Source organism: Luteibacter sp. GL_149 (genome assembly GCF_057834065.1).
In genome coordinates, this window is the sequence record NZ_CM174395.1 from 2,285,336 (window position 1) to 2,300,200 (window position 14,865).

13 protein-coding genes are annotated in these 14,865 nt (G+C 60.8%); 3 read left to right on the plus strand and 10 right to left on the minus strand.

Annotation, left to right across the window (positions count from 1 at the left end; translation table 11 throughout):
- The first annotated feature begins 96 nt into the window (after window positions 1–96).
- Window positions 97–849: a DUF2968 domain-containing protein gene (locus tag AC3IR3_RS10415; RefSeq protein ID WP_489196807.1), complete on the plus strand. Its 753-nt coding sequence runs from the start codon at window positions 97–99 to the stop codon at window positions 847–849.
- Between the two features lie 149 nt (window positions 850–998).
- Here the strand turns inward: AC3IR3_RS10415 and AC3IR3_RS10420 are convergent, their stop codons facing one another.
- The 5 genes from AC3IR3_RS10420 to AC3IR3_RS10440 form a co-directional block, all read right to left on the minus strand.
- Window positions 999–1,298 carry a hypothetical protein gene (locus tag AC3IR3_RS10420; RefSeq protein ID WP_489196808.1) on the minus strand — a complete coding sequence of 100 codons (300 nt, stop codon included), beginning with the start codon at window positions 1,296–1,298 and terminating at the stop codon, window positions 999–1,001.
- A complete protein-coding gene (locus AC3IR3_RS10425; RefSeq protein WP_489196809.1) occupies window positions 1,295–2,593 on the minus strand; it encodes a tryptophan halogenase family protein in 1,299 nt (432 codons plus the stop codon). The genes AC3IR3_RS10420 and AC3IR3_RS10425 overlap by 4 nt, the downstream gene beginning before the upstream one ends.
- 146 nt (window positions 2,594–2,739) lie before the next feature.
- Window positions 2,740–5,178, minus strand: coding sequence for a TonB-dependent receptor (locus AC3IR3_RS10430; protein WP_489196810.1), 2,439 nt, complete (start codon window positions 5,176–5,178; stop codon window positions 2,740–2,742).
- Between the two features lie 348 nt (window positions 5,179–5,526).
- A complete protein-coding gene (locus tag AC3IR3_RS10435; RefSeq protein ID WP_489196908.1) occupies window positions 5,527–8,022 on the minus strand; it encodes a glycoside hydrolase family 3 protein in 2,496 nt (831 codons plus the stop codon).
- Between the two features lie 196 nt (window positions 8,023–8,218).
- Window positions 8,219–9,232: a LacI family DNA-binding transcriptional regulator gene (locus AC3IR3_RS10440; protein WP_489196909.1), complete on the minus strand. Its 1,014-nt coding sequence runs from the start codon at window positions 9,230–9,232 to the stop codon at window positions 8,219–8,221.
- Between the two features lie 337 nt (window positions 9,233–9,569).
- On the opposite strand from AC3IR3_RS10440, the gene AC3IR3_RS10445 reads away from it, so the two are divergent.
- Window positions 9,570–11,039 carry an MFS transporter gene (locus AC3IR3_RS10445; protein ID WP_489196811.1) on the plus strand — a complete coding sequence of 490 codons (1,470 nt, stop codon included), beginning with the start codon at window positions 9,570–9,572 and terminating at the stop codon, window positions 11,037–11,039.
- A gap of 86 nt (window positions 11,040–11,125) precedes the next feature.
- Here the strand turns inward: AC3IR3_RS10445 and AC3IR3_RS10450 are convergent, their stop codons facing one another.
- The 4 genes from AC3IR3_RS10450 to AC3IR3_RS10465 form a co-directional block, all read right to left on the minus strand.
- The gene (locus tag AC3IR3_RS10450) at window positions 11,126–11,533 is read right to left on the minus strand and encodes a hypothetical protein (protein WP_489196812.1); all 408 of its coding nucleotides are present in this window, start codon (window positions 11,531–11,533) and stop codon (window positions 11,126–11,128) included.
- Between the two features lie 227 nt (window positions 11,534–11,760).
- Entirely contained in the window at window positions 11,761–11,919 is a 159-nt protein-coding gene (locus AC3IR3_RS10455; protein ID WP_489196910.1) for a CGNR zinc finger domain-containing protein, read from the minus strand.
- Between the two features lie 85 nt (window positions 11,920–12,004).
- Window positions 12,005–12,499 (minus strand): hypothetical protein, encoded by a 495-nt coding sequence (locus tag AC3IR3_RS10460; RefSeq protein WP_489196813.1) that lies wholly within the window; start codon window positions 12,497–12,499, stop codon window positions 12,005–12,007.
- A 71-nt stretch (window positions 12,500–12,570) separates the two neighbouring features.
- Window positions 12,571–13,305, minus strand: a complete 735-nt coding sequence (locus tag AC3IR3_RS10465; RefSeq protein ID WP_489196814.1) for a hypothetical protein — start codon at window positions 13,303–13,305, stop codon at window positions 12,571–12,573.
- A 207-nt stretch (window positions 13,306–13,512) separates the two neighbouring features.
- Between AC3IR3_RS10465 and AC3IR3_RS10470 the strand changes: the two genes are divergently transcribed.
- Complete coding sequence (locus AC3IR3_RS10470) at window positions 13,513–13,902, plus strand: hypothetical protein (protein ID WP_489196815.1); 390 nt, start codon at window positions 13,513–13,515, stop codon at window positions 13,900–13,902.
- A 106-nt stretch (window positions 13,903–14,008) separates the two neighbouring features.
- Here the strand turns inward: AC3IR3_RS10470 and AC3IR3_RS10475 are convergent, their stop codons facing one another.
- Window positions 14,009–14,857 carry an OmpA family protein gene (locus AC3IR3_RS10475; RefSeq protein WP_489196816.1) on the minus strand — a complete coding sequence of 283 codons (849 nt, stop codon included), beginning with the start codon at window positions 14,855–14,857 and terminating at the stop codon, window positions 14,009–14,011.
- Window positions 14,858–14,865 lie beyond the last annotated feature (8 nt).

The window sequence follows — 14,865 nt, forward strand, 5'->3', positions numbered from 1 at the left end:
ACGTCCACGAATCACTCATTTCCGCGTGCTAGACTCGTCCGGCACGTCGGCAGTACCGCCATGCATATGTGAAGTCCATGATCGGGGGATTAGGGGATGAATTCCAGTATTGGCCGCGTATCGGCCTGCGTTCTCGCAGCATTGATTCTCGCGCCGGGTCTCGCGTGCGCCGCAACGGCTACGCCAAAGAAACACCCCGTAGCGGTGGCGCCAACCCCAGCACCCGAAGCGACATCGGCCAGCCCGGCGCTTACAACGCTGAGTGCCAGCACAGTGGCTGAGTTGCACCAGCTGATAGACAACCATCAGCTGACCGAACTGCGCACCACTTATAGTGGCAGCTATGGCGCCAGCCTTCTCTTTCTGACCGACAAGCTGACCTACTACGTCACGCTGTTCCACGACAAAGAAATCTGGCGCGTCGTGCATACCGATTCGGTGAACGAGGCGGAGATCACCTACCGCTCCTTCAGTGCGCAGACCGAGAAACTGGCCCAGGTCGATATCGATGCCCTGCGCCTGCAGGCCGGTAAGCGCTACACCGATCGGCTGGTCGCCGCGAACGAAGAACGTCTCCGCAGCTTGCAGCAGGATGCCACGCGTCAACAGCAGCAGGCCCAGCAAGTGGTGGCACTACAGCAACAGGCACAACAGCAAGCCAGCTCACTGACCGACGAACTACGCAGCAGCAGCAATCAGCTCGATGCCGTGCAGCAGCGCATTCGCGCGCTGGAATTGCAACAGGCCAACCCCGAGTTGACGCTGCCATCTCCAGCGCCGACGCCAGCCACAGTGGCCATCACGCCGGTCGCAACCGACGCAACCGCCGGAACGCGTCCAGGCAACTAAAATCTGTCCATCGTTGGCCACTCGGAAGCGAACCGTTCTTAGGCGCGACTGTCTTCGCGCTCGGCCGGAAACGCGAGCCATGCGAGCGCACCGTGCGATTACTTCCGAATAATCGGTTCCGATGCAACCACACTTCCGGAATCTACCGTTCAACCGACAACGGATGCCGCCCTATCCGCATCCGACCGGCTGCGCTGCATGTATTCATGGCGCAGCTGTTCGACAAGCGCACGATGGTCCGGCAGGTCGTCGAGTGCACGAGCGGCCGCCTGCCGGATCATTGCGAATTCCTGGCGCGCCGCTTCCATGTGCGGATAGGCGCTGCGCATGGACTCGAGGTTGGTCTGGAACTCCATGCCGTATAGCACGTACTGCCAGCTGGCGGTCATGAACATTTCCAGGTCGCCAACGAAATCCAGCCGGTGCGGCGGACGCTGCTTCCACTTCACGGTTTTTCCTGAAGGGTTTGCGGGATGCTGGCGACGTCGGCGTTGTCGATCCAGAACGGCGAGTCACGCCGCTGGCTCAGGCAATAGTGCATCTTGATGAAATCGATGATGCGGTCGTAGCGTGCAACCATCATCTCGTTGAAATGACGTGCAGCACTTTCCATGTTGTCGGTGTCGCTGGGCAATAGGTGCGTTAGCAGGTAGGTCGCCAGCTCGACCAGCGCGATGCCGGTGGATTCCAGTGGCTCGACGAAGCCGCCGGCCAGACCCACCGCCACGCAGTTCTTGCGCCAGTGCTCAGGGCGGTATCCCGTCTCGAACTTGATGTGCATGGCCTTCAGGCCCTCGCCGGCACAGCCCACGTAGCGACGGAAGACTTCTTCGGCACGGTCGTCGCTGGTGTGCCGCGACGAATAGACATAACCGACGCCGCGTCTCTTCTGCAAACCGATGTCCCAGATCCAGCCTGCCTCCTGGGCGGTGGAGATGGTGTACGAGGGGATCGGTGCATCGGGGGTTTCGTACGGCACCTGCATGGCCACGGCGCGATCGGCGAACAGCACGTCCGCCCGGCTGCGGAAGGGGGACTGCATCACGTTGCCGATCAACATGCCGCGCAGGCCGGTGCAATCCACGTATAGATCGGCGGTGAGCTCGCCCTCCTCCTTCGTCACCACGCGCGCGATGGCGCCGTGTTCGTCCAGCTCCGTGCGCTCCACCGTCGCCACATGCCGAACCACGCCAAGCGCTTGTTGGCCGTGCTCGGCGAGCACGCGCGCAAAGCAGGCGGCATCGAAGTGGAAGGCGTGATTCATCGGCCCCTGATAGTCCGCATCCCTTGCGCGCTTGGGCGCGCGCGAGTGATCGACCAGCGTGCTCTGCATCGACACGGCGTCGGCGAACGGCATGCCCTCCGGTGCGGCACCCAGCAGCCAGTACGGCAACAACTCGGGGCCACCCGGACGCTGGCTGGGTACGTTGAATGGATGAAAGAAGTGATCCGCTCCGGGGGTTCCTGGCGGCCGTACCCAATGGCGATAGTGGATGCCCTGCTTGTACGTCGCGGTGGCACCTACCAGAAAGCGGCGCTCGTCGAGGCCGATGGCCGACAGTGTGCCGCGAATGGACGGGAACGTCGCTTCGCCCACGCCAAGCAGGCCGATGTCCGGCGATTCCACCAGATGCACCTGCACGCTCCGAGGGTCGACCGCGTTGACCGCTTTGGCCAGATAGCACGCCGCCAGCCAACCGGCGGTGCCGCCGCCCACGATCAACACTTTCTTCAGACATGCCATGGTGTGTCCCTGCCGGTCCTGCACGATGAAAAGAAAGAATTGCCGGGCCGCCCCACGCGGACCCGGCAAAAAAGCCATTCACAGGGAGAACTAGGAACGGCAAACGTCAGGCGGCATGTGCGTCATGCGGGCCGCCGTGCATCACGTCAGAACCACACGCCGAGCTGAACGCCATAGGTACGCGGCGCGAGGTACTGCGACACATACTGCAGCGAGCCGTCGGACATCAGGAAACGGCCGGCGCTGGTGCGGGTCTTCTCATCGGACACGTTCTGCACGTACGCGTTGACCCACCACTTGTCGCCCGGTTCGCTGTAACGCAGCGACAGGTCGCCACGCGTGTACGCTTTCTGCTTGTCGCCCGAACCCAGGTTGAAGTAGCTGAGCCACTGCGTGCTCTGGTACTGCGCGCTGATGCGTGGCGTGAGGCGTCCGCCGTTGGAAAGGTGGAAGTCGTGCTCGTAGATGGCGGTGAGCGACACGTTCGGTGCATGCGGCAGATCGTTGCCTGTGACGTTCATACAGTTGGCGAGATTGGATTGCGGTGGGCATGCCGGCAGGCCCTGGTAGTCGTTGGAACCGGCGTAGATCAGCGTGCCGAGCTCCTTCTTCGGAATGGCCGAGAAGATCAGGTTGAATCGATCGCCCTTCTGTTGATACGCCAGCTCCGACTCGAATCCGAGCACCTTGGTGCTGCCGCCGACATTGGAGAAGCCCAGGCCGTGGTTGCCGTCCGGATAGACGATGGGTGCGGAGAGCTGGAAGTTCTTGAAGTCTTCGTAATAGATGGCCGAGTTCCACGTCATGTGGCCATCGAGGAAGGTGAACTTGCTGCCGATTTCATAGTTGGTCAGCGTCTCGGGCTTGTACAGCGTGCCCGCGTCCTGCGTGCCGCCCGACTTGTAGCCGGTGGACACGCTGGCGTAGACCATGCCGTTTTCGCCAACGTCGGTATCCAGGCGCAGCAACCAGGTCGGCTTGCTCTTGCTGTACTTGGCGGTGTTTCGCTGCGAGATGGCGAAGCCGTTCGACGGATCCGGATACACGCCCGGAGAGATCGGCACCTGCGGCACGGTCGGGTCGTAGTTCCAACCCCAGTTGATACCGCCCTTGTTCTCCTTGTCGTCATGCGACCAGCGCACGCCGCCGGTGAGGCGCCAGTGGTCGCTGAGATGCCAGGTGGCCTGACCGAACAACGCGTACGACTCCACCGTTTCCTTCGGCTGGATGAAGGAACCCTGCCAGCTCACGGTGCCGTAGCGCGTACCGTTCATGATGGGGATGTCGAACCGGATGTCGTTGTCTTCGTAGCCGTAGTACGCACCGAGGATCCAGTCCACGGTCTGCGGCCCGACGGACTTCAGGTTGATTTCCTGGCTCCAGCTTTTGTAGTTGGAATCGTTGGTGCGGTCGTCCTGATAGACGCCATTGGTGGTGAAGCTGGTGGGCACACTGACACCGACGTCCTGGTCAAAGTCGCTCTTGCCGGAGTAACGGTTGTAGCCGGCGATGTAGCTGAGCTGCATGCCATCGTTGACGTTCCAGTCCATACGGCTTCGCACCGTGTTGGACGTACGGTGGAGGTAAGGCGCGGTATCGATCAGCGCGGACCAGAAATCCTGCCCCTGGCGCGGTGTCTGCATAAGGCTGAGGCTGGGCGTGCCGCGGTCGACGAAGTACTCGTACGACAGATTCCACTTGAACGAATCGCTAGGCTGCCACAACGCACTGACGCGCGCCGCTGACTGATCCTGCGTATTGTACTTATCGCCGCTCTGCACATACTGGCTGGGGTCGATCGGTTTGAAGTTGGCCAGCGTGCCGCCGGAGGCGGAAGAAGCGAGATACGCCTGCTGCTGCTGCGCCACGGTGGGCAGTTGGCTCGACGGATTCTGGTAATCGACGTAGCCATCGTGCTGTTCGTGCACCACGGCGACGCGCATGGCAAAGGTATCGCTGATGGGCAAGTTGAACGCGGCGCGCGAGCCGATCTGGTTGTAGTTGCCCGCCCCAACCTGCGCATTGCCGTAGAAGCCTGCGCCGATCTCGGGCTTGGCTGTCTGGAAGCTGATGGCGCCGGCGGTGGAGTTGCGGCCCCAGAGTGTGCCCTGTGGGCCGCGGAGCGCTTCGACGCCATCCATATCCAGCAACAGACCCGACGCAGCCTCGGCGCGTGGTGCGTACACGCCGTCGACGAAGGTTGCGACTTCGGGATCGGCGTATTCGGTCTTGGCGCTGTCGTTGCCGATGCCGCGCATGGTAAGCGTCACTACGCCATGATCGCCTTGCGATGTACCTTGCAGGCCTGGTACCAGTTTGGTCAGGTCCTGCACAGTCATTACGCGCTCTCTGTCGAGCGTGTCAACGGCGATCGCCGTAACCGCCACCGGCGTTTTCTGAAGCGGCGTTTCGCGCTTGGTTGCGGTAACCGAGACGGCATCCAGATTCGTTACTTTCTTGCCGGCGGCTCCCGGATTCTGGGATGGCGGTTTTTGCACGGTTGCATCCTGATCCGCCGCAAACACTGTACCCGGAGCAAGCGCGAGCGACATAGCGACATACAACAACTTGTGATGCAGATTCATCTGGCTCTCCCTGTAAATCGTTCGGATCAATGTTGTCCGCCGCACGCTCCGGCCATGACAAAAGGTTTCCCAACTCCCCCACCGGCACGCCATTAGCCCTAAAATGACAGCGCTGTCATTACTGGATAATAGAGCGCCATTGCGACGAATGCTTGCCGCATGGCAGCAAGTCAATCAAGGCAATCACAAACTCGTGCAGCACAGCCCCGCGGACCACTCGCCGAGCCTTTCAGCAACTTGATATTGATGCAAAGCAAGGCGAACTCGCGCCGGCGCAACGACCCGGCCGATATCGCGAAATCCACTCCAGCGCCAGCAGTATCGCCACGGTGAACAGCGGCTCGACCTTCATGGTTTGTCCCCTTGGGCCGGGCATGCCAACGTCCGGTCCGCTACCGTGCCGAGCGATACGTCGGCGATAGCAATCCGCCCGCCGGAATGACTGGACCATTCGAACGGCCGGTCTACCCTGCTCATGCTGGCGCCGGCGTCGCGGAAACATTTCAACGGAATGCCCAGACGCAACCATTGCCCTTGAGGCAACGCGGAAAGCTGGCGTCCGACTGGCACCCGACCACTGCAACCGGCACCGCAGCCGACCCCGATCGTCGACGTATCCTCTGGCGATATGGCATCGACCCTCAATGTGGTCACCAGCAACACGTCCCCATTGGTTTCGCGTTCCACGTCGAGTGGTGCGGGTGCCACCAGTTCAACACTCGCGGCACCGACTCCGGTACCGGACCAGCTCAGGCTGCGCGCGTCTTCCTGTGCCTTGTAGTCGAGCGCGCCGATGCGCAGGCTGCCGTCCGACGTGACGGCCGGCATGGCGACGACATTCATGGCCGCGCCGTTCGCGCCGGTCAGGCGCACCGCGAAACCCCGTGCCGGTTTGCCGCGGGTGAAGTAAACGCCGGCCGGCTCAGTGCTTAGTACGATCCCGGGGTCCTCAGACAAAGGACCCGTATTCCCACTATCGACATAGGTCAGACCGAAGCCGTAGGGGAACTGCGGATGCTCCCCTTGGGCGACGACCGGCACCTGTACCGCGCTACGCGGCCACGCATATGCCAGCTTGCCGTGGAAGTCGTGCGCTATACGACCGTCACGGGTACGCAGCAGTACGTCGGCGATGCCCTCGCCTTCGCTGCCCGGGAGCCACGCCACCACGAAGGCATCGGCGGCGTTGATCTCGCGATTCACCCACAGTGGCCGTCCGGTCAGGAACACCGCCGTCACGGGCACGCCTTGTCCACGTAGCCGACGAAGCAGGTCAAGGTCGTGATCGTTGCCCGGGTGGTATGCCAGGTTCGGCAGGTCTCCCTGGAACTCGGCGTAGGGATCTTCGCCAAACACCACAATGGCGACATCGGGCTTCTCCTTGTAGCCGCCATCCACCGACAGCTCGGCACGTCCGCCAGCCGCTTTCACCTGTGCCTGGAGACCGGCCCAAATGGAGGTGGCTCCCGGGAAATTCGCGTTGGTTAGACCCGTGCCCTGCCAGGTTAGCGTCCAGCCACCGTTCTGCTTGGAGATGTCGTCGGCACCATTCCCGGCAACCAGGATATGTTTGCGCGGATCAATCGGCAGCACGCCCTGGTTGTTCTTCAGCAGCACCAGTGACTCGCGTACCGCCCGCCGCGCCAGCGCGCGATGTGAGGGACTTCCGATGACCTGCGCCGATCGAGCCGCCAGCGAATTGGCCGATGGCGGCTGGCCATCGAACATGCCCAGGCGCATCTTGACTCGCAGAATGCGAGTCACCGCATCGTCGACGCGGCTCATCGGAATCACCCCGGCCTTCACCTCGGCCAGAGTGTTCTTGTACAGCCCTTTCCAGGAGTCGGGCGCCTCCAGCATGTCCAGCCCGGCGTTGTATGCCGCCGGACAGTCCTCGACGGTGCAGCCAGGCACCTGGCCGTGCGCGTTCCAGTCGCCCAACACGATTCCATCGAAACCCATGCGCCCCTTCAGCACGTCAGTGATGAGCGCCTTGTTGCCGGCCATCTTCACCCCATTCCAACTGGAGAACGAGACCATCACGACCTGCACGCCGGCCTTGATCGCAGGCGGATAACCGGCGGCGTGCACGTCGCGCAATATCGCTTCGCCGATCTCGGCATCGCCCTGGTCCTTACCCTCGCGAGTGCCGCCGTCGCCAACGAAATGCTTGGCGGTGGCGATCACATGCCCGGCATCCAGGAATTGCGGAGTACCCGGCTTGCCTTCCAGGCCGGCGATCACGGCGGCAGCGTATTGCGCGACCAGTGCCGGATCCTGCGAATAACCTTCGTAGGAACGACCCCAGCGCACGTCTTGCGGCACGGTGAGCGTGGGCGCGAAAGTCCAGCCGATACCGCTGGCCCGCAGTTCTTGCGCGGTGACCTCACCGATGTCGTGGATCAATGGCGGATCGCGCGTGGCACCCAGCGCGGAGTTTTGCGGGAAGAGCGTGCTGCCGACAAGGTTGTTGTGGCCATGCACGGCGTCGATGCCAAACAGCACCGGGATTGCCAGTCCTCCGTGCGATATGTCCATCGACGCGTGGTAAAACGCATCCGATAGCGCTTGCCACTGCGATGCCATGGGATACGGCTGTCCGGGCGGCTTGGAGTTGCCACCGGCCAGGATCGAGCCCAGGCGATACTCGCGCACATCGTCCGGAGTCACATACTTGATGTCTGCCTGGATCATCTGGCCGACCTTGTCCGCCACCGACATCTTCATCAGTAAAGCCTGGACCCGGGATTCGATTACGGGGTCAGGCGGCAGCGGCGAGTCGCCTTTTGGCCACCGTTCGGGGTGCACGATAGTCGCATCGCTGGCCATGGCGGGCACGGTCATGAGCAGTGCGCCCGCAAAAGACAGCGCCACGGAAACGCTTCGCAGAAACGGGCTCGATGGCTGCGGCAATGGCACGGCAACGCTCCAGGTTAGCGCACCGACGGTACGCGTCTGGGTCGCATGGTGGCAGGAATGACAGCGCTGTCAATTTGCTCTGCAACATAACTTTCGCTCCATTGGGTGGAGTGAAATGGTCTCAGAGTACGATGGCGGTGGAGCCGCGGATCTGCAGGGAGAAAGGTATCTGCACCAACCGACCGGGGCCGTGGCCGCGTAACACGCTTAGCAATTGCTCGGCTGCGATCTTCCCCATCTCGCGACTGGGCTGCTGAACGGTGGTGAGCGCTGGCCACAGCTGACGCGACAGCGGCGTATCGTCGAAACCGCAGACCGACAGGTCGTGGGGTAGCTTCAAGCCATACTCGCCCGCCGCCCACATCACGCCGGTGGCCATGTCGTCATTGGCAGCGAACACCGCCGTCGGCCGCTCGGTCAGTGAAAACAGCTGCCGCGCCGCCTCCACACCTGAGCCGAAAGTGAAAGCGCCCTGTACCACCAGAGCCGGATCCTCGGGTAGACCCGCGGCGGCCATCGCCTCGCGATAGCCAGCCAGTCGCCAGCGGCTGGCGCCATGGTCGGCGATGCCTATCACATGAGCGATTCGCCGGTGGCCCAGCTCCAGCAAGTGTTCCGTGATCGCCCGCGCAGCCCGCTGCTCGTCCATCGTCACGCCTATGATTTTGCCGCGCCGCAACGGCGACACGCTGGCATAAGGCACGTTGCGCTCGCGCAGGCGTTTCAGCAGGGGTGCATAGTCGGTGATCGGTGGCGTCAGCACGACGCCGTCGGGATGGTGGTCGGAAATCAACGCATCGAAGCGACGGATGAAATCGCCGTCGCGCATGCGCAGCGGGCGCACCATCATGCTGTAGCGATGCGCGTCGCAGGCCTCGAGCACACCATCCTGAATCTCGGCCAGATAGGTCGAGGCCGGGTTGTCGTTGTTGTCGTACAACATCGCTACCAGGAACGAGCGACTGCCCGCCAGACTGCGCGCCGACGGATGCGGGCGATAGTCCATCGCCTCCATTGCAGCGCGCACGCGCTGACGCGTGGCGTCGGTCACGTTGGCCTCGTCATTGAGCACGCGCGACACCGTCTTGGGCGATACGCTCGCTGCGCGTGCCACATCTTCGAGGCGTACCCGCATGGATTCTCCGCTGTTATCGCTATCACGCTGTCGATCGACTATGCCGCCAGAGCCCTCCGCTTTACAAGGACGATCGGCATTGCGACGAATAATAGGCAGGCGCTGGCTCCCGCACCGCGACGCATGCGCACCATGAAAGGCTGTCTCCGGCAACAAGGGCCGCCAATGCTGCGCCCGCAGCATGCGAGTTGCGTCACGCCATGACATAACTATTGCTGGAGGGAGGCACCCATGACCTGGATCAACCACAGCGCAGACCGGCTGCGCGCGTGCTGAGCATGCCGCCAGCGAACGCGGCCGCGCGGCACGACATCACCTACAACGAAGGTAGGCACCGATGACACGGAAATCCGCACTGTCGTTCTGGCAGATATGGAACATGTGCTTCGGCTTTCTTGGCCTCCAGTTCGGCTTCGCATTGCAGAACGCGAATGTCAGTCGGATCTTCCAGACGTTGGGTGCGGACGTGAACGATATCCCCGCCCTATGGATCGCCGCGCCGCTGACCGGGCTGATCGTGCAACCGATCGTCGGTCACTACTCCGACCGCACCTGGAGCTTCCTGGGCCGGCGCCAGCCGTACTTTCTGGTCGGAGCAGTGTTCGCCTCGCTGGCGCTCCTATGGATGCCGAACGCGCGGGCGTTGTGGGTGGCAGCCGGCTTGCTGTGGATTCTGGATGCGTCGATCAATGTGTCGATGGAGCCGTTCCGCGCATTGGTCGGAGATCAGCTACCCACGCAACAACGACCCGCCGGTTACGCGATGCAGAGTTTCTTCATCGGCGCCGGCGCTGTGATCGCCTCCATGCTGCCGTGGGTCCTGGCGCAGTTAGGCGTGAGCAATACAGCGACGGACGGCAGTATCCCCGATACGGTGAAGTACGCGTTCTATGGCGGCGGTGCGGTACTACTAGGCGCGGTGCTTTGGACCACCCTGACCACGCGCGAATACTCGCCTGTGCAGCTGCAATCGTTCGCCGACAACGTGGCGGATGGGCCGGCGGTAGATGTATCGCGCGCCTGGCGACCGGGCTTGTTACTGTTGCTGGTCGGTATCGCGGTACTGGTCGCGATCAGGCATTTCGCGCTGGAAAAAGAGGTTTACCTACTGGCCAGCGGCCTGATCGTGTTCGGCTTGCTGCTCATCTGGCTGAGCAGCACCCGCAGCCACGGGATGCTGCGCGAGGTGATGGGCGATCTGTATGGCATGCCCAGCTCAATGCGGCGACTGGCCGGGGTGCAGCTGTTCTCCTGGTTCGCGCTGTTCGCGATGTGGATCTACACCACCGCGGGCGTGACGCAGACGCTTTACGCCACCGCCGATACCGGCTCCTCTGCCTACAACGAGGGCGCCAACTGGGTCGGCGTGCTGTTTGCCGCATACAACGGGTTTGGTGCGTTGGCCGCGGTGGTTATCCCGCTGATGGTACGCCGGTGGGGCCTGCGTATCAGCCACGTGACGAACCTGTGCCTGGGTGGGGCTGGCCTGCTGTCGTTCCTGTACATCCGCGATCCACACTGGCTGCTCGCCTCGATGATTGGCGTCGGCTTTGCCTGGGCCTCGATTCTGTCACTGCCTTATGCGTTGCTTTCGGACAACCTGCCCACGGCGAAGATGGGCGTCTACATGGGCATCTTCAATTTCTTCATCGTGATCCCGCAATTGCTCGCCGCCAGCGTGCTCGGTCTACTACTGCGGTTGTGCTTTCACAATCAGCCAATCTGGGCACTTGGCCTGGGCGGCGTCAGCCTGCTCGCCGCAGGCCTGTGCACCTTGCGTATACCCGAGCCCAAGGGTTGCGCCTGAGCAGACACGCCCGGGTCGTCATCCGCGTTTGGGCGAAGGAATACAACGAAGAGCGCGCGAAGAAAGCATTGGGAGGTGGTCAGTGGCTACGGAGTGTGAGTAATCACGATCGGCCCACTATTTAGTGTTGAAGCAACATAGTGCCCCATATCTTTGTCAAGTTGGTCTAGTTGGTTGGCGCCAATCAAACCTATGAGCTGGTTGAAAGGGCCCGCAAGACCATTTGCCAAGGTCCGCCAAACGCTAATACAGCCGACAACTTTGATCTCATCGCGAACTGGGGGGAGGAGTGCGTTTACGGCTGCAACGACATGCTGGTCAAACACTTGGGTGTCGCTCAATGCGGCAACCAGATGAACAGCGGTCAGCTGATTTCCTGCCCTCGCAATCACACCGATGCAGGATGTGAATGTAGAAAAGGTAATCGTCTGCGCCGTGGCAAACATCCTTTCTTCGAGTAGCGTGGCATTTCCCGGGATCAATGGGTAAGCCATATCTCCTCTCCTGTTATTGAATGCGCAATAGGTCATCGATCCTTGTAACGTAAGAACCCGCGCGGCCACCGTTCAGTCCCGCCCCTTGACCGCGCTTTCTTTCGCTTCACCGGCGGATGACTTGTACTGCAACTTACGGTTGCTTACCCGACATTTCGTCTCGGCACGCTACGTTCTTTTTTTTAGTAATCACGGCCAGCGCCTCGCTAGGGATGGTCTGATCATCCCTAGTGAGCCGGGTCGAGTCGATGACGATAGCGCCCCATTTTGAACGCGGTGCCGCAATTTTCCACCGCGCAGCAACGGCGGGGTTGGTACTTACTGGTATCGAGGAATAACCAGCCGCACGAACTCGTATTAGCACAGCGGCGAAGCTGCTGACCGATGGACCGCCGATCAGATCCAGCACATCAGGCGAGATACGCTGGAGCGATAGCACAATTTGCAGGCGGAACTACGAATTTCGTTCATTTATTTATAAAACTGAATCTTTACCGGGCTAAAATTTATGTAGGAAAACTTCTTTTCGTCGGCAGTAAACACCACTCCGATCTGCAAATTTTCTATGCAATTCCACATCAAAACGCGCGCACGCGTACCGGGGGCATCTTCAAAACTGGGTCGTCCTAAAATTTGCGTGAGGAAGTCCGGGTTTTGCTCAAAATGCAAGCCGAAGGGCAACTTGCCAAGATAGGGCTTGAAGCCGTCGACATTGTGCGGCCCGTGCAGGCGAATGCCGCTTAAGAGCATATCTCCGACGGCAATCGTTTCTCCATAAAGCCTTTTGTAGCCATGCCTCGCACGAAATTTCAGGATATAACCTTCGTCGGCTTTACTTAACCACTCTTCGGGGTCTTGCTCGAATCTGGGGCGCTCATTGATGCCCAGGGTCGTCAAATAGGTGTCGAGAGGCCCATCTTGCGGCGACAAACCAAATAATTTCACCGCATCTTCAACAGCTATCATGAGATTGCCTTATCTCGATGCTAAAAAAAGAAACCGTTGCCGTCTAACGCCAGGCGTTGAGTCGCTGACTCTCAATGCCGTACGTACGTGCCTCCCTGCCCCATTTCTTCCGACGCGACGACAAGTCGATCGGCTCCATTCGTTTTGAGCTCAAGGCGCGGGAAGGCCTGGGGTGTGAGCGAACGGGTATCGACGCTAAACAGAAAAAGACGGCGCGACGGCTCGTCGTTGTCGAACCAGCGTAGTGCCTCGCCTCCGAACGGGAGCTTGATGCCCACACGTTTGATGGCGGAAGATTTCGCTTGGGCGAACACTACTTGATCGCCGGATTCGACGACTTTAAACATGGAACGTCCATCGGCAAAGTCCAGATGGATTTCAGTGCCCTTTATACGACCCACGGCGACAGTGATCGAACCATGTGCCGAAGGATCGCTAACGTCGTCCGCGAGAGGCACTGGAACCATACTTTCCGGCGAACCCGTGCCATCGTTCGATATCGTGGTAAGACGACGAACATCGATGGGACCGCCTTGCTTGGCGGATATCAGCGCTACACGCTCACCCGTGCGGCTCCAGCAGCCATGCGCAGCCAGATCCATCGCACCGGCGGAAAGCGCGTACTCAAAGGTTCCATCGGGCCGAAGCAGCAATTCCGAGCCTACCTCCATCACACCTTCAAGATAATAATGTCCCGCCAGTTTCGTATCGCCAGGTGCACACGACGCTGCGCAAGCCATGCTGCCAAGGCTCGTCCCGATGCATAGGCAGAGTATCTGAAGACGTTTCAAAGTTAGTTTTCGCATTGCGACTCCGTATTTTGCGGTAGTGGCTTTCCGTTCATGCCCTGCGCTTGACACCTGCAAGATGAGGACTCTTATGGGCGCGCATGCAAGCTCTATTTGTAGGTAAAGGACTACAGACGACCGGGTTCTGCAACATTAAACTCGGCGCGATCCATTGATTGCAATGGGTCATCAGCGGAAATCGTCCGCATTGGGGAGACGCACGTTATGACACACACGCTAGCGAAATTCGCTCTCATTGTTCTGCCATTTCTTTGTGTTACCGGCACTGCCCACGCTCTGGCGCAGAACGCCACGTCCAACAAATACTTCGACGAGAACGGGACGCTGGTTGGCCAGCAGATCCGACTTTGTACCGCTCTTAGTTATCACGCGGGAAATGTCCATACGGCGTACATGATCACCGAAGAAGTACCTTGCGGAGCAAATCCTTCACTGGATTACATCGTTCCCGGCACCATCATCACGGGGTATACGCTGCCGGCATCTCAAACCATCGGCAATGCCTGCGGAATCGCCGAATGCGCGTCGTCTGGCGTGGCGGAGCCTAGCCGGCTCATGAATAAGGGTTGGACCTGGCTGAACTTCTGGCAGTGAGATTTCAGACTCGCCTATGCCCGGCATAGGCGAGTTTTACATCGTAATATTGCCAGGCGGAAAGGTCGGCGCCATCCATGGCGCCTTATGCCGCGGTTCCCGCTTCTCAGTTCTCGCTATCGATCTTTACTTCAACACGCCGGTTCGGCGCCAGGCACGCGATGAGCTGCGTGTGCGGACCCTCCGGGCAGTCCTTCACCGGCTCGAGAGCGCCATGGCCCTCGGCGCGGATGCGTTCCGCGGATACGCCTTGCGCCACCAGATAGTTCATCACCGCATCGGCGCGCCGCTGGGATAATTTCTGGTTGTACGCCTCGCTACCCAGGCGGTCGGTGTAGCCAACGATGCGCACGGCCCGCCATTTGTCGCCCTGGTCGCGCAATTCCTTAGCCAGATCATCTAAAGACCGGTGTCCTGCCGGTGTCAGGGATGACTTGTCGAAGGCGAACAACGCATCGGCGGAAAGCACGACCGATCTGGCCGGCGTGCGCACCTCCGCAGCGGGTTCGGCGGGTGTCGATTCCGTGAGCAGCGCCGCGCACGACTCCGGCTTCCAGTAGAAGCTGCGCGCCAGCTTGTCGTCGTCGAACAGCACCTTGTACTGGCACACCGTCACCTCGTCGCTACCGGGCTTGCGGAAATTGAACACGTAGTTCCACTCGCGCACGCCCCATACGCCTTCGCTGAAATGCGGATAGCCGATCAGGTCGGACAGTTGTCGTTTGTCGAGCCCTGCCCTCACCTGCCGCAGATTGGCCAGATTGGGGAAGGTGCCGCCTTTGTGCATGGGTGTGGTGTCGTGGGTCGCCGGCCACACCAGTTCGCCGCTCGAGCGGCCGTCCTTCGCCACGTCGCGGCTGATGTTGCCGCAGGCGGCCAGTGCCAGTGCGAGCGAAACCAGGCTGATACCTTTCAACGATAGACGCATGTTGTTGATTCCTTGAATAGCGTTCATGGGTTCGC

Coding starts and splice junctions, on each gene's coding strand:
- AC3IR3_RS10415 (WP_489196807.1), top strand. CDS start 97: ATGAATTCCAGTATTGGCCGCGTATCGGCCTGCGTTCTCGCAGCATTG.
- AC3IR3_RS10425 (WP_489196809.1), bottom strand. CDS start 2,593: ATGGCATGTCTGAAGAAAGTGTTGATCGTGGGCGGCGGCACCGCCGGT.
- AC3IR3_RS10430 (WP_489196810.1), bottom strand. CDS start 5,178: ATGAATCTGCATCACAAGTTGTTGTATGTCGCTATGTCGCTCGCGCTT.
- AC3IR3_RS10435 (WP_489196908.1), bottom strand. CDS start 8,022: ATGACCGTGCCCGCCATGGCCAGCGATGCGACTATCGTGCACCCCGAA.
- AC3IR3_RS10440 (WP_489196909.1), bottom strand. CDS start 9,232: ATGCGGGTACGCCTCGAAGATGTGGCACGCGCAGCGAGCGTATCGCCC.
- AC3IR3_RS10445 (WP_489196811.1), top strand. CDS start 9,570: ATGACACGGAAATCCGCACTGTCGTTCTGGCAGATATGGAACATGTGC.
- AC3IR3_RS10450 (WP_489196812.1), bottom strand. CDS start 11,533: ATGGCTTACCCATTGATCCCGGGAAATGCCACGCTACTCGAAGAAAGG.
- AC3IR3_RS10460 (WP_489196813.1), bottom strand. CDS start 12,499: ATGATAGCTGTTGAAGATGCGGTGAAATTATTTGGTTTGTCGCCGCAA.
- AC3IR3_RS10465 (WP_489196814.1), bottom strand. CDS start 13,305: ATGCGAAAACTAACTTTGAAACGTCTTCAGATACTCTGCCTATGCATC.
- AC3IR3_RS10470 (WP_489196815.1), top strand. CDS start 13,513: ATGACACACACGCTAGCGAAATTCGCTCTCATTGTTCTGCCATTTCTT.
- AC3IR3_RS10475 (WP_489196816.1), bottom strand. CDS start 14,857: ATGAACGCTATTCAAGGAATCAACAACATGCGTCTATCGTTGAAAGGT.